This window comes from Rhodococcus sp. 852002-51564_SCH6189132-a, assembly GCF_001665495.1.
Classification (GTDB): Bacteria; Actinomycetota; Actinomycetes; order Mycobacteriales; family Mycobacteriaceae; genus Rhodococcus; species Rhodococcus pyridinivorans.
The window spans coordinates 13624-28007 of record NZ_LZMJ01000072.1; the positions used below are offsets into that span (position 1 = coordinate 13624).

Annotated in this window: 14 protein-coding genes; 2 read left to right on the forward strand and 12 right to left on the reverse strand. The window is 68.6% G+C overall.

The window, feature by feature from the left end; genetic code table 11:
- Nucleotides 1–2: 2 nt before the first annotated feature.
- On the reverse strand, nt 3–1283 hold the full coding sequence (locus A5767_RS18345; RefSeq protein WP_064852878.1) for a hypothetical protein: 1281 nt from the start codon (nt 1281–1283) through the stop codon (nt 3–5).
- On the reverse strand, nt 1280–2233 hold the full coding sequence (locus tag A5767_RS18350) for a Ppx/GppA phosphatase family protein (RefSeq protein WP_082920950.1): 954 nt from the start codon (nt 2231–2233) through the stop codon (nt 1280–1282). Before A5767_RS18350 ends, A5767_RS18345 begins: the two co-directional genes overlap by 4 nt.
- 45 nt (nt 2234–2278) lie before the next feature.
- Between A5767_RS18350 and A5767_RS18355 the strand changes: the two genes are divergently transcribed.
- Complete coding sequence (locus tag A5767_RS18355; protein ID WP_024101732.1) at nt 2279–3109, forward strand: hypothetical protein; 831 nt, start codon at nt 2279–2281, stop codon at nt 3107–3109.
- On the opposite strand, the gene A5767_RS18360 is transcribed toward A5767_RS18355, so the two are convergent.
- The 4 genes from A5767_RS18360 to A5767_RS24035 form a co-directional block, all read right to left on the reverse strand.
- On the reverse strand, nt 3091–3780 hold the full coding sequence (locus A5767_RS18360; RefSeq protein ID WP_006552355.1) for a response regulator transcription factor: 690 nt from the start codon (nt 3778–3780) through the stop codon (nt 3091–3093). The two genes, A5767_RS18355 and A5767_RS18360, sit on opposite strands and share 19 nt — an antisense overlap.
- 61 nt (nt 3781–3841) lie before the next feature.
- Entirely contained in the window at nt 3842–5023 is a 1182-nt protein-coding gene (locus A5767_RS18365) for a sensor histidine kinase (protein WP_064852879.1), read from the reverse strand.
- 201 nt (nt 5024–5224) lie between these two features.
- Nucleotides 5225–5971, reverse strand: coding sequence for a phosphoglyceromutase (locus A5767_RS18370; RefSeq protein ID WP_064852880.1), 747 nt, complete (start codon nt 5969–5971; stop codon nt 5225–5227).
- Nucleotides 5972–6116: 145 nt separating this feature from the next.
- Nucleotides 6117–6275, reverse strand: coding sequence for a hypothetical protein (locus tag A5767_RS24035; protein ID WP_331712102.1), 159 nt, complete (start codon nt 6273–6275; stop codon nt 6117–6119).
- Between the two features lie 34 nt (nt 6276–6309).
- Between A5767_RS24035 and A5767_RS18375 the strand changes: the two genes are divergently transcribed.
- Complete coding sequence (locus A5767_RS18375) at nt 6310–7716, forward strand: NAD(P)-binding protein (protein ID WP_331712103.1); 1407 nt, start codon at nt 6310–6312, stop codon at nt 7714–7716.
- Here the strand turns inward: A5767_RS18375 and A5767_RS18380 are convergent.
- The 6 genes from A5767_RS18380 to A5767_RS18405 all read right to left on the reverse strand — a co-directional run bounded on the left by A5767_RS18380 (nt 7646) and on the right by A5767_RS18405 (nt 14342).
- Nucleotides 7646–9232, reverse strand: a complete 1587-nt coding sequence (locus tag A5767_RS18380; RefSeq protein WP_006552359.1) for an AMP-binding protein — start codon at nt 9230–9232, stop codon at nt 7646–7648. The two genes, A5767_RS18375 and A5767_RS18380, sit on opposite strands and share 71 nt — an antisense overlap.
- Nucleotides 9233–9479: 247 nt before the next feature.
- Nucleotides 9480–9809 (reverse strand): transglycosylase family protein, encoded by a 330-nt coding sequence (locus A5767_RS18385; protein ID WP_006552360.1) that lies wholly within the window; start codon nt 9807–9809, stop codon nt 9480–9482.
- 444 nt (nt 9810–10253) lie between these two features.
- Complete coding sequence (locus A5767_RS18390) at nt 10254–10808, reverse strand: YbjN domain-containing protein (protein ID WP_006552361.1); 555 nt, start codon at nt 10806–10808, stop codon at nt 10254–10256.
- On the reverse strand, nt 10805–12139 hold the full coding sequence (mshA, locus tag A5767_RS18395) for a D-inositol-3-phosphate glycosyltransferase (protein WP_006552362.1): 1335 nt from the start codon (nt 12137–12139) through the stop codon (nt 10805–10807). Before mshA ends, A5767_RS18390 begins: the two co-directional genes overlap by 4 nt.
- A complete protein-coding gene (locus A5767_RS18400; RefSeq protein WP_033096122.1) occupies nt 12136–13038 on the reverse strand; it encodes an alpha/beta fold hydrolase in 903 nt (300 codons plus the stop codon). The genes mshA and A5767_RS18400 overlap by 4 nt, the downstream gene beginning before the upstream one ends.
- A gap of 5 nt (nt 13039–13043) precedes the next feature.
- The gene (locus A5767_RS18405; protein ID WP_231913221.1) at nt 13044–14342 is read right to left on the reverse strand and encodes an MFS transporter; all 1299 of its coding nucleotides are present in this window, start codon (nt 14340–14342) and stop codon (nt 13044–13046) included.
- Nucleotides 14343–14384: the final 42 nt, after the last annotated feature.

Below are 14384 nucleotides of genomic sequence, written 5' to 3' on the forward strand. Positions count from 1 at the left end.
GCTCACCCGGGCAGCAGGAACAACAGCGGCCCGAAGGCCACGAATGCTCCCACCGCGAGCGCGATGAGCTGACTCGTGATGTCGTCGGTGCGCCGCAGGACACGCACCAGCGCGACCAGGCCCACGATCACCAGCAGCGCGAGCGCGAAGGCGACCCACGGCATGAGGTCCCACAACCGCTCGAAGCCCTTGAAGAGCAATCCGCCCGCGACGATCGCGGCGACGCTCTCGCCGATCAGTAACGCCCATTGCTTGAGGCCACTGCCCTGCTCCGCGTCGGCGGACTCGTCGTCCGCACTCTTCCGTGCCGAGTCGTCGGCGGCGTCGGACGTCGCCTTCCCACCCTTGCCGCGGGACTTCCGCGACCGCGACGATGCCACTCCCTCCGAAGCGTCGGGCGCGGCACCCGCAGCACCGATGGTGTCGGTCGAGTCGTCGGCGTCGGAACCGGTGCCCTGCAGGTCGCTGGCGGGGCCGGACAGTAGTCGCGGTTCGGCGACGTCGGCCTTGCGCACCGACACCACCGGGACGCTCGCCTTCTCGGACTTCTTGTCCGCCTTCTTGTCGGCGACCGCTGCTCCTTCACCGGACTGCGAGCCGGGCGCTGCCGCTCCGAGATGCGCCCGCGCGCGCCGGGGAAGCGCCTCGGGACGGATGACCTCGGTCGGCGACTCGATCTTGGGCGGCGCCGCCTTGGACGCTGCCTTCGTCGATGCGGCCGTCTTCGACACCGTGTCCGTCTTCGACACCGTGTCCGTCTTCGGCACTTCATCCGCGGCTGCAGGCACCTTCGCCGCCGGGCCGGACGGCGCCTTCGCAGTGGGTGGTGTTTTCGCGGCAGGCGGCGTCTTCGTGACGGCAGGCGTGCTCGTTCCGGTCTTCACCGGCGGCGTCTTCGTCTCGACGGCAACCCGCGGGGTCACGGTGGTCTTCTCGATGTCGGACAGCGCGAAGGTCGCCGCCTTCGGCGTCTCTAGCTTCGGGGTCTCGACCTTGCGTGGCGCCGGGACGGCCTTCGGCGGGGTCTCCGCCTCGACAGCAGCCGTCGAGGACGACGAATCCGCCTGCCCGGCAGCGCTTTCCGCATCGGTCGGGGTATTCCGCTCGACCTTGCTGTCTGCGCGGGTGATCGGGATCTCGCCCGTCAGTTCGGCGACGGAGATGCCGCCGCTCGCACCTCGTCGGCGTCGTCCCCCGGCCCGTGTTCCCACCTTCTGGCCGTTACGCGCCAACAGCTCGGCCACGGAGATCTGCCCCGTGTCGTTGCTGCGATTCTCGCTCATCCGGTTGCCACCACCAGTTCGCCACCCATATCCGTATCGAGCTTCCGAAGAATCAGGCCTTCGCGCAACGCCCACGGGCAGATCTGCAGCGTCTCCACTCCGAGGGCACGCATGCTCGCCTCCGCGACGAGGGCGCCGGCGACGAGTTGCTCGGACCGGTCCGAGCTGACGCCTTCGAGTTCTGCGCGGTCGGCCGTGGTCATCCGGGAGATGAATGCGATGAGCTGGCGCAGTCCGCTGGCCGTCAGGGTCCGTTGTACCCGCAGGCCGGCGGACGAGGGGGCCGCGCCGGTCAGGCGGGCGAGGGTCCGGAAGGTCTTGGAGGTGCCCACACACAGGTCGGGGTCGCCCGCGTTGCGTATGGCCTTCGCCGGCTCGGCGAGTTCGGCGTCGAGCCAGTCGCGCAGCGCCGAGATCCGGCGCTTGCCGGGCGGGTCCTCACGGAACCAGTCGCGGGTGAGCCGTCCCGCACCGAGCTGGAGCGAGTAGGCGATCTCGGGGTCCTCGTCGCCACCGAAGGTGAGCTCGAGCGAACCACCGCCGATGTCGAGGTCGAGGATGTTTCCGGCGCTCCAGCCGTACCAGCGGCGCACCGCGAGGAAGGTCAGCCGCGCCTCGTCCTCGCCGGAGAGCACGTCCAGCGACACCCCGGCCTCCCGGCGCACCCGCTCGAGGACGGCCTCGGAGTTGCCGGCGTCGCGCACCGCGGACGTCGCGAACGCCATGAGCTCGCCGCATCCCGAGGTGCGGGCGATGCTGGCGAATTCGGCGGCGGTCTCGACGAGCTGATCGGCGCCGTTGGAGGTGATGTCGCCGTTGTCGTCCATGTTCTCGGACAGCCGCAGCGTGGCCTTCGTCGAACTCATCGGCGTGGGGTGCCCACCACGATGGGCGTCCACCACCAACAGGTGAACGGTGTTGCTTCCGACGTCGAGTACCCCTAAGCGCACATCAATACGGTACTGGGTCTACCGTCGGGACCTGTGACAGCAGGTATGTCCCATGCCCCACACAAACTCGACCCGGCCCCGGAAGTCCCTCTCGACTTTCCTCGGGAATGGGTGGAGTTCACCGACCCCGACAACGACGAACACGTCATCGCCGCAGACATGACATGGCTGCTCTCGCGGTGGACCTGCGTGTTCGGCACTCCGGCGTGCCAGGGCATCATCGCCGAGCGACCCGACGACGGGTGCTGCTCGCACGGTGCGTTCCTGTCCGACGACGACGATCGCCAGAAGCTGGCGAAGGCAGTGAAACACCTCACGCCGGCCGATTGGCAGTTCATGGACAAGGGCCTGGGCAAGAAGGGCTACCTCGAAGAGGACGAGATCGACGACGAGCCCGCCCTGCGCACCCGCCGCTACAAGGGTGCGTGCATCTTCCTGAACCGTCCCGGATTCGAGGGCGGCCAGGGCTGTGCCCTCCACACCATGGCGTTGCGACGCGGCATCGAACCGCTCGAGATGAAGCCGGACGTGTGCTGGCAGCTCCCGATCCGCCGCACCCAGGACTGGGTCGAGCGTCCCGACGGCACCGAGATCCTGCGCACGGTCATCACCGAGTACGACCGACGCGGCTGGGGTGAGGGTGGGCACGACCTCGACTGGTACTGCTCGGGCTCTCCCGACGCGCACGTCGGCGAGCGTCCGGTCTGGCAGTCGTACGCCCCCGAGCTCACCGAACTCCTCGGTGCGGCGGCCTACGACGAGCTCGCGCGCCTGTGCCGGCGACGCCAGGGACTGGGTCTGATCGCGATCCATCCCGCGACGTCGGCAGCACAGGCGGGCTCCGATGCCGGCTCCGATCAGGCCTCGAGCTTGTAACCCAGACCGCGCACCGTCACGAGGTGACGCGGCTTGGCCGGATCCTCCTCGATCTTCGAGCGCAGACGCTTGACGTGGACGTCGAGGGTCTTGGTGTCGCCGACGTAGTCGGCGCCCCACACCCGGTCGATGAGCTGTCCGCGGGTGAGCACCCGCCCGGAGTTCCGCAGGAGATATTCGAGCAGGTCGAATTCCTTGAGCGGCATGGCAACCGGCTCACCGTTGACGTGTACGACGTGACGGTCGACGTCCATCCGCACGGGTCCGGCCTCGAGCAGTCCGTCGTCCGCCGCTACCTCGCTCTCGGTGTCGGCCCCGCGCCGCAGGACCGCACGGATCCGGGCGATGAGTTCACGCGCCGAGTACGGTTTGGTGACGTAGTCGTCGGCGCCGAGTTCGAGCCCGACGACCTTGTCGATCTCGCTGTCGCGAGCGGTGACCATGATGACCGGCACACCCGAGCGGGTCCGCAACTGCTTGCACACGTCGGTGCCGCTCATCCCGGGGAGCATCAGGTCGAGCAGGACGATGTCGGCGCCCTCCCGGTCGAACTCGGCGAGGGCCGAGGGGCCGTCGCCGGCGATGGTCGTCTCGAACCCCTCCTTCCGCAGCAGGAAGGCGAGCGGATCCGCCAACGATTCCTCGTCCTCGACGATCAGCACACGCGTCACGAGCTGGTCCTCCGTCTGTTTCTCGATATCCGTCCGCCCGGGAACCCGGGTGGGGTCTGCGTCACGATCCGACCACCTTCTCGGTGCGGTCGGCGGTGTGGTTCTCGTCGTCCTCGGCGTCCTCGACGTGAGCCGGGACGAGGAGGGTGAAGGTGGAGCCGGTACCGGGCTTGCTCCACAGGGTGATCTCGCCGTGATGGTTCGCAGCGACGTGCTTGACGATGGCCAGCCCGAGGCCGGTGCCTCCGGTGGCCCGCGACCGGGCCTTGTCGACGCGGAAGAAGCGCTCGAAGACCCGCTCCTGGTCCTCCTTGGCGATACCGATCCCCCGGTCGGTGACGGCCATAGCGACCTTGCCGTCGCGCAGCGACCTGCTGATGGTCACCGGTGAGCCGGCCGGGGAGTAGGCGATCGCGTTCTCGATGAGGTTGGTGAGGGCGCTGACGAGCAGCGTTCGGTCGCCGAGGATCTCGAGACCGCTCGGCCGGTCGGTGCTGATGGTGATCGAGGCGTTCTCGGCGGTCAGGCGCGTGCGGTCGAGAGCCTCGTCGACGACGGCGTCGACGTCCACGACCTCGAGATCGGGCAGTTTCTCGGCACCCTGGAGCTTCGAGAGGGCGATCAGTTCGGTCACCATGTTGCCGAGGCGCGTCGCCTCGCGTTGGACCCGTTCGCCGAAGTGGCGGACGGTCTCGGGATCGTCGACGGATTCGAGCAGCGCCTCCGCGAGCAACGCCATCGCGCCGACGGGGGTCTTCAGTTCGTGGCTGATGTTGGCCACGAAATCGCGCCGGGTGGCCTCCATGCGGACGTGCTCGGAGTCGTCGAAGGCGTAGAGCACGACGAAGCGCGGATCCTGGTCGAGCAGCAGCCGGACGGTGCAGCGCACCGCGACGGGCTCGCGGCCGAGCAATGCCTTCGCGCCCAGGTCGAGTTCGATCGGCTTCCTCTTCTCGAGCACCTGGCAGGCGGCCGCCCAGGCCCGGTCGTCGATCTGCCGGTTGCGGACGAGGCCGAGTTCCTCGGCGCGCGGGTTCGACAGGACGACGTCGTGGAACTTGTCGACCACCGCGATACCGGTCGACGCCCCGTGCACGACCCGGTCGAGCACGTCGAACATCGTGAGGTCGGCTTGGTCGCTATCGTGGGCCCGGCGCTGCACCAGCCTCCCGGCGGCGACGGTGACGATCCCGCCGAGGACCGCTGCGACCACGGCCAGCAACACGGCCTGCGTAACACTCACACTTCGAATCGTAATGACACCGGTACCCCACCGGACAGCGGGTCGACGGCATTTCCCGCACGTCACACCCCATTTTTCGGACGTTGGAGTGTTGTTCACCCTTTGTTCGCCCAGAACGGACCACTCTGCGACGGACCTGCACGAACGAACCGACCCCGTCACCGAACGGCAACGGGGTCGGATCTCGCTTCCGTGAGGCTGCTACTTGGCGCCCTGGTTCGCGACCGCCGCCGCACCGGCAGCTGCGGCCTCGGGGTCGAGATAGGTGCCACCCGGGTTCAGCGGGCGCAGGTTCTCGTCGAGGTCGTAGCGCAGCGGGATGCCCGTCGGAATGTTCAGGCCCGCGATGTCGTCGTCGGAGATCCCGTCGAGGTGCTTGACGAGCGCGCGCAACGAGTTGCCGTGCGCGGTGACGAGCACGGTCTTGCCCGCGAGCAGGTCCTGGGAGATCGTCGACTCCCAGTACGGGATCAAACGGGCGACGACGTCCTTCAGGCACTCCGTGAGGGGAACCTCGTCGACGTCGGCGTAGCGCGGGTCGGCGTCCTGGCTGTACTTCGAACCCGGCTCGATCGGCGGCGGCGGGGTGTCGTAGCTGCGACGCCACAGCATGAACTGCTCCTCGCCGAACTCGTCCTTGATCTCGGACTTGTTTTTGCCCTGGAGCGCGCCGTAGTGGCGTTCGTTGAGACGCCAGTCGCGGATGACGGGGATCCAGTGCCGGTCGGCGGCGTCGAGCGCGAAGTTGGCGGTGCTGATCGCGCGGCGCAGCAGGGAGGTGTAGGAGACGTCGGGAAGCACATTGTGCTCGACGAGGAGGGCACCGGCCCGCTTGCCCTCGGCGATCCCCTTGTCGGTCAGATGCACGTCCACCCAGCCGGTGAACAGGTTCATCGCATTCCATTCGCTCTCGCCGTGGCGGAGCAGAACAAGTGTTCCGATAGTCATGACCCAATCCTGACATGCACGGATGGGGATTTCGCCACGGGCGCCCCCGATCGTGGGCCGTATCTGACAATGTACGTTGCCAGGAACGCGGGAGTCGGCGCCGCGCACCACAGTTCGTCATCACCGACACACACGGGATTCGATGTCACACCGGGGTCCGCAGCCACACCGGGGTCCGCAGCCACACCGGGGTCCGCAGCCCGACGGACGCATGTCCCGCCGCACCGTCCTCACCGCCCTCGGCGCGCTCGGGGCCGCAGCCCTGCCGGTCACGGCGGGCGCACAGCCGAGCCCTGCCGGTCACGGCGGGCGCACAGCCGAGCCGCCGCGCACCGGCGGTGCACTCCGGCGGACGCCGGGTCGCGATCCTCGGCGGCGGGATGGCCGGACCGGCCGCCGCGCACGAGTTGATCGAACGCGGCTTCGAGGTCACCGTCTTCGAGCCGACCGCGCTCGGCGGCAAGGCGCGCAGCACCCCCTCCCCCGGCACCGCGGCAGGCGGCCGCCTCGATCTGCCCGGTGAACACGGCTTCCGCTTCTTCCCCGGCTTCTACCAGCACATCCCCGACACGATGCGACGGATCCCGTTCCCCGGAAACCCGAACGGCGTGTTCGACAAACTCGTTGCGGGACACGGCTTCCGGATGGCGATCCCCGGCGCGCCCGACCTCACCGCCCCGGCCTCCATCGCACCGTTGCGCTTCGATATCTACGACCCGCTGAGTCTGCAGGAGAGCCTGACGGCGGCCTTCTCCCTCGGCGGCTCGATCCCACCGCACGAGCTCGCGGTCTTCATGCGCAAACTCGTCATGTTCCTCACCAGCAGCCTCGAACGTCGCGACGGCCAGTGGGAACACGAGACGTGGGCGCAGACCCTCGAGGCCGACGGCAAGTCGAAGGGATACCGCGAGATCCTCGTCTCCGCACTGACGCGACAGCTCGTCTCCGCACTGACGCGACAGCTCGTCGCGGCGATGCCGGCCGAACGCGCCGTCTCGCTGTGGCGCGGCGACTTCCCTCAACGGTACGGCGACGGTTCGGCGCACGACTGCCTGTCGGTGGACATCTCCGACTGGGACACCCCCGGCATCCTCTACGGCAGAACCGCCAGGCAGTGCACGCCGGAGGAGATCGCCCGCGAGGTGTGGGCGCAGATGTCGGCCTGCCTCGAGGACGGGACGGGCGCGATCGACGAGAACGACATCGCCTCGTGGTTCCTCGATCCCGGCGTGAAGTGGGGAGCCGGTGGCGTCACCAACGACACCCGCTGCTCATCAACACCGCGGGGTCGCTCGCGAACCGGCCCGAGGCACACACCGCGATCCCGAACCTGTTCCTCGCGGGCGACTACGTCCGCAACGACATCGACCTCGCGACGATGGAGAGCGCGAACGAATCGGCGCGGGCGGCGGTGGGTGCGTTGCTCCAGACTGCGGGCTCCCCCGCCGCACCGCCGGCACTGTACAAGTTGCACGAACCGCCCGAACTGGAACCCTTGCGGCGCATCAACGCCGACCGGTACCGAGCGGGACAACCACACATGCTCGCCTGATCGGGCAGGGTCCTCCACGGCCCGAGAGGTCGAGGCCCGGCGGTTCCGTAGCAGGGGCCGGACAGCGGCATCCCCGGGAGACACACGATCTCCCGGGGATCCACACGTCGCCGGTGCGCCCGTCAGGCGTTCAGGGCGCGCAGATCCTTCCGAAGAATCTTGCCCGCAGAGGATTTCGGCACCGTGTCGATGAACTCGACCTGGCGGACCTTCTTGTGCGGCGCGACCCGCGCGGCCACGAAGTCGATGACCTCGTCCTCGTCGATCGTCGAATCCGGCTGCCGGACGACGAAGGCCTTCGGAACCTCCTCGCCCTCGGCGTCACGGACGCCGATCACCGCGGCGTCGGCGATCTGCGGGTGCGTGAGCAGCAGAGCCTCGAGCTCGGCCGGCGGCACCTGGTAGCCCTTGTACTTGATGAGTTCCTTGAGCCTGTCGACGATCCGGACGGCACCCTTCCCGTCGACCGTGGCGATGTCGCCGGTGTGGAGGAAGCCGTCCTCGTCGAGGGTGTCGGCCGTGGCCTCGGGATTGCCGAGATAACCGACCATGACGTTCGGTCCCTTGCACCACAGTTCGCCGGGCGCCGAAACGCCGTCGCCGGTGGGATATTCGACTTCCTCGCCGGTGGCGGGATCGACGATCTTGCATTCCATGTTCGCGATCGTCGGTCCCACCGAATCGAGTTCGGTCTCGTTGTCCTCGAAGGGAATTGCGTGCGACACGGGAGACATCTCCGACATGCCGTATCCCTGCCGGACGTTGCAGCCCAAGCGCTTCGCGACCGATCCGGCGAGTTCCTTGTCGAGCGGTGCAGCACCGGAGAAGACCGTGTGCACGCTCGACAGATCGTACTGGTCGACGAGGGGGTGCTTGGCGAGCGCGACAGCGACCGGCGGCGCGATGAACACGTACGTGCACTTGTGTTCCGAGATGTAGGTGAGGAAGTCGACGAGGTCGAACTTCGGCATCGTCACCAGCGACGCGCGGTTGTACAGCGCGGCGTTCAGCAGCACCGTCATGCCGTAGATGTGGAAGAACGGCAGCAGTGCGAGCACGCGGTCGTCGGCGGCGATACCCATCCGCGGGGTGATCTGGCAGACGTTCGCGACGAGATTGCGGTGCGTGAGCATCACGCCCTTGGGCCGGCCGGTCGTGCCCGAGGAGTACGGCAGTACCGCGAGGTGGGTGGCCGGATCGAACTCGACGGCGGGAGCCGGTGAACCCTCGGTGAGCACGTCGCGCAGGGACGGATGGCCCTCGGCGCCGTCGAGCACGAAGAGCAACTCGTCGGGGATCCCGGCGGCCGCGGCGGCCTCCTTCGCCTGCGGCAGGAACGGGGACACCGTGAACAGTGCCACGGCCCCCGAGTCGTCGAGTTGCTTCGAAATCTCCCCGGCTGTGTAGAGGGCGTTGATCGTGGTCGCGGTGGCGCCGGACCTCAGGATGCCGTGGAAGACCGAGGCGAAGGCCGGCACGTTGGGTGCGAGCAGCCCGACGACCTTCCCCACACCGATGCCCCGGGCGGCCAGCGCTCCGGCGACGGCGTCGATGTGGGCCACGAGCGTGCGGTAGTCCGTCACGGTGCCGGACGCGCCGTCGATGAGCGCGGGTCGATCGAGCTCGGACTCGTCGAGCGAACCGAACAGGAAGTCGTAGACACTCGATGCCGGGATGTCGACGTCGGGAAAGGGACTGCGGAAACTCATTACTCATCCTCCGAGCATTCTGCTGGCACGCCGTGCCGACTTTCGGTCGAGTCCACACTACCGCAGCGGTTGTGAAGCCCGTCACACGCGCTGTGTGAGGATTGCGAGGATACCGTTCCCGGCGCGGTTCGCCTGCCGGAGAGCACGAACCCCGCGTGCGACGGATCGCACGCGGGGTTCGGAAGCTGCTGGAGCTGCGCTCACGATGTCGTGTGAGCTGCGCTCCCTACGCCCGAGGGCGCTGCGGTCAGAGGTACTGACCGCAGACCGGCCATGCACCGACGCCCTGTCCGGCGAGGACGTTCTCGGCGACGCGGATCTGCTCCTCGCGCGAGGCGTTGTTCGCGGTTCCCGAGCCACCGTAGGCCTCCCAGGTGCTCTGCGAGAACTGCAGACCGCCGTAGTAGCCGTTACCGGTGTTGATCGCCCAGTTTCCACCGCTCTCGCACTGTGCGACGGCATCCCAGTTGCCGGATGCGGCGTTGGCGGTACCGGCACCCAGAGCGAACGGGGTCGCAACGAGTGCAGTGGAGGCAGCGAGGGTGCCCAAGGCGCGCTTGATCGTGAACTTTGCCATGTGGATGAATCCTTTCCGGCTGCTTGCGAGGCCCCCGACGCAATGGGTCCGCCACATGTGGGCTGGACGGTCGGTGCCGGCGACACGGTGCGGTGCTCGCGCACGCCCGGTCGCTCTCTCGCTCCACCCCTCGGCAGGTTGTGGATCCGACAATCCCGCGGGGGTGGAACGAGCGGCTGCGGGGCCGGTGTGTAACGCCCGTCGGTATCGGGCCTACATCGACGGTAAGGGTTCATCACGGCGAGGTCACGGGTCGATTTTCCGGTACGGCTGTGCGAGAAACCGGACCGGCGATCGACAAAACCCCAGTTCGCTTCGCGGGAACGCACCGTTTCCCGGACGTTTCCAGCGGATTTCGATTGTGGTGATGGTCACACCATACGGCCGTGCAGACCTCTCCAACCGGACATGTTCACGGCGAGATAACGGTGTCCGGCAACGCCGTCACCCGTTCGCTTCGCGCCGATCCTCGGGTTCGTCGTCGTCCACATCGGGCTCGAACGGCGTGCCGGTCTCCTCCTCGATGAGGTGACGGAACGGCTCGAGATTGCGCAACGGTTCGCCGCGCGAGACCCGCCACTCCCATTCGCGCTTGATGGACGTGATGAACCCGATACCGAGGATGATGTTGAAGTCGTGGTCCGCCGCCTCGAGGACCTGCCCGAGGACCGCGTCGATCTCCTCGGGGGTCACCGCGTGCGCGGCGATGCGTCCCACCAGATAGATGTCGCCGACCTTGTCGAGCGTGTACGCCACGCCGTAGAGGCGACGGTTGCGGCGCAACAGGTAGCGGTACACCGATTCGAAGTTCTCGTCCGGCTTGCGGCACACGAACGCCTCGACCCGCACACCGTGCTGTCCGACGCTGAGCAGCGTGGTCGTCTTGAGCTTCTTCTCGCCCGGGAGCTCGACGACGAAGTGCCCGCCCTCCTTGACGGAGAACTCGAGCTCGCGATCGCGCAGCGTCGATTCGATCAGTTCGATGAGCCGGTCGCTCATGCCGTGACTCCCCTCGTCCGTCGCAACTTCCACACTCCACGCTGCCGTCGCAGCGAGTGCTCGCCGGTACCGAAGGCGCGGTTGCGGCGCATCCCGGCCCGTCGGTAACTGTCGAGCAGTCCTTCCGCGGTGTGTTCCCACGAGAAGGACTCCGCATGCACGGGCGCGGTCGCCGCGAATCGGGCGAGACGATCCGGATCGCCGACGAGCGACCGCAACGCCGTCGCCCAGTCGTCGATGCGGTGCCCGTCGACGAGCACGCCGGTCTCCCCGTCGCGCACGGCGACGCCGAGACCACCGACGTTCGCGGCCAGCACGGGCGTGCCGCAGGCCTGCGCCTCGATCGCGACGAGACCGAAGGACTCCGAATAACTCGGCACCGCAACGAGATCCGCAGCCCGGTAGACCTGGACGAGACGGTCCGGCGGCTGCGGCGGGAGGAAGGTGACCCGCGACGCGATACCCAGTGCGGACGCGAGTTCGATGAGCGCGTCGGGGCGCTCGAGACCCGTTCCCGACGGGCCTCCCACGACGAGGACCCGCAGCGGCATGCCGGGGTCGTCGGCGAGGGCCCGCGCCGCGGCCTCGAGCAGCACGTCGGGAGCCTTGAGCGGCTGGATGCGGCCTACGAACGCCACGACGGTCTCGCGCGGATCGAGTCCGAGCTCGGCGCGGGCGGCCGCGCGGTCGCCGGGCCGGTAGCGGTTCAGGTCGGCGCCCGGTGCGACGACGTCGATCTTCGCGGGATCGGCCCCGTAGATGCGTTCGAGCTGCCCCGCTTCGTCGGCGGTGTTGGCCACCAGGCGGTCGGACTCCGCGACGACCTGCTGTTCCCCGATCTGCCGGGCTGCGGGTTCGGGGGTGTCGCCCTCGGCGAGCGAGGCGTTCTTCACCGCGGCGAGCGTGTGGGCGGTGTGCACGAGCGGCACACCCCAGCGGTCGCGGGCGAGCCAACCGACCTGCCCCGACAACCAGTAGTGCGAGTGCACCAGGTCGTAGTAGCCCTGCGGGTGCCGTGCCTCCTCGCGCAGCACGCCGGCAGCGAAAGCGCACAGCTGCGTCGGCAGGTCGTGTTTGTCGAGGCCTTCGAAGGGGCCGGCCTCGATGTTGCGGACGAGCACCCCGGGCGCGGCCTGCTGGACGGCCGGATCGGCCGACGAGGTCGCGCGGGTGAAGATCTCGACTTCGACGCCGCGACGCGCGAGCTCGACGGCGGTCTGCAGGACGTACACGTTCATACCGCCTGCGTCCCCGGTTCCGGGCTGCGCCAGCGGCGAGGTGTGGACCGAGATCACGGCCACGCGGTGCGGGCGGCTGGGCTGGGACGTCACCCCTCCATACTGCCCTGCTGCCGATCTTCGCGTGTCGCCGCCTCCGCCGTCGCGGTGCGAGCGAACTCTCCGACCTCCGACACGAATCGGTGGGGATCTTCGACGAACGGACCGTGGTCGACGCCCTCCCAGATCGAGGTCGTGGCGCGTCGCAGCAGCGACGCCGCGTGGTGCGCCGCGGAGACGTCGACGACCGAGTCGGCGTCGCCGTGCAGGAGGAGAACCGGCACGTCCAGACCGGCGAGCAGGTCGTCGTTGCCCACCGCCCGGTCGAACAGCGCCGCACGGACGCGCGGCGGGGTGGACAGGCTCGCGCCGAACAAGGCCTGCGACACCGCACCCTTGCCTTCGAGGAGAGCGCTGCCCTCGACGACGGGACCGGTGAGGGCGTTGCCGAAGGAGCCGAGCGCGCGCACCGCTTCCTTCGGGTCCTCCGACATCGCGGCGGGAATCGCGGCACGCATCGAGGCACCGACGCGTCCGCCCTTCTCGCCACGGCCGATGCTCGTGATGGCACCCACGAGAACCAGGCCGGCGACGGCTCCCGCGCCGTGTTCAGCGAGATAATCGCAGATCACCAGGCCGCCGTACGACCAGCCGAGCAGCACCGCCGGGTTCGTCTCGGAGACGTTCTCGGCGGCGAGCACCGCGGCGAGGTCGCCGGCCCACAGGCTGCGATCGGCGTATCCGGTCTCGGGGGCCTGCGAATAACCGTGTCCGCGCAGGTCGACGGCGACCACCCGGAAGTCGCGGGCGAGTGCGTCGAGAACCCCGTCGCCCCAGCACTGTGACGACTGCGCCCACCCGTGGAGCAACACCAGAACCGGTGCCGTCTCGGAGCCGAATGCGCGATAGACGAGGGAGGTGCCGTCGATACCGGCCACTTCACGAACTGCCATGCGCGTCACTCTAACCGTGCTCGCACATGGATCCCGCCGGCACAGGTGACCGCGAGGATGCCCGAGGCAACCGCCACGAGATATCCGGTGCCGGCGTCGGTCCGGTCGATGACCTGTCCCACCAGCGCCGAACCCGCGGCGACGCCGACGCCGACACCCGCGACCGTCCAGGTGATGCTCTCGGTGAGCCGGTCGGGCGGCACGATCTGCTGCGTCAGCGATGTCGCCACGATCATGATGGGTGAGATCGCGCATCCGGCAACGAAGTACAGCACCGTGAGCATCGGCACCGAACCGGCGAGCAGCAACGGGCACAGCAGGACGGCGAGAGTGCCGGTGGCGGCGAACAACTGGCGGGTCGGAGCACTCGATCCCACCCGGCTACCGAAGATCAGGCCGCTCGTCGCCGAACCCGTCGCGAACAGCGCGAGCGCGAAGGTGGCCGATCCCGGAGAGTTCTGTTCGGCCGTGAACGCGACGGCCGCGACATCGATCACCCCGAAGACCACACCCATCGCGACCATCACCACGACGATCGACAGGAGGACGGGCATGCGCAGGATGTTCGTCCGCGCACGGTCGTCGGTGTGCGGTTGCACGGGAGGCTCCGTGCTGCGCAGCGCCGCGAGGGCGAGGGTGCCGACGAGCAGCAGGACGGCGCCGAGCAGCGGGCCGGCCTCGGGGAAGACTGCCACGCTCAGGCCCACCGACAGGACGGGGCCGACGATGAAGCACACCTCGTCGACCACCGCTTCGAGTGCGAAGGCGGTGCGCAGTCGCGGGGTGCCGCCGTAGAGCTGTGTCCACCGCGCCCGCACCATCGCGCCGATCGTGGGCATGAGTCCGGCCGGGATCCCGCAGACGAACAGCCACACCGTGGGCACCTCGAACCGGACGCCGGCGAGCATCGCGAGGGTGGCGACCGCACTGACGGCCGCGGCCGTGGGCAGGACCCGTCGCTGGCCGTACCGGTCGACCGCGCGGGAGACGAGCGGGGTGAGCACGGCGTACGACAGCGCGAACACCGCGGACAGTGCGCCGCCGACCGCGTAGTTCCCCTCGAGCTGGGAGAACATCGTGACGATGCCGATCCCGACCATCGCGATCGGCAGGCGCGCCACGAATCCCGCCAGGCAGAACGCGGCTGCCCCCGACGCTGCGAACAACTCGCGGTACGAGCCGCCCTTCTCTCCTGTCACGTACTTCTCGCGTTCTCTTCGGTCCGATCCGGTCCGGTCAACGTTATGGCCGACCGACCACGCGAGGTGCAGGTACCTCCCGACCTCCGGACGTCGCCGCCCCATTCCGCACGTTCCGTGACGGGAACGGCCATGCTTGGTACATCC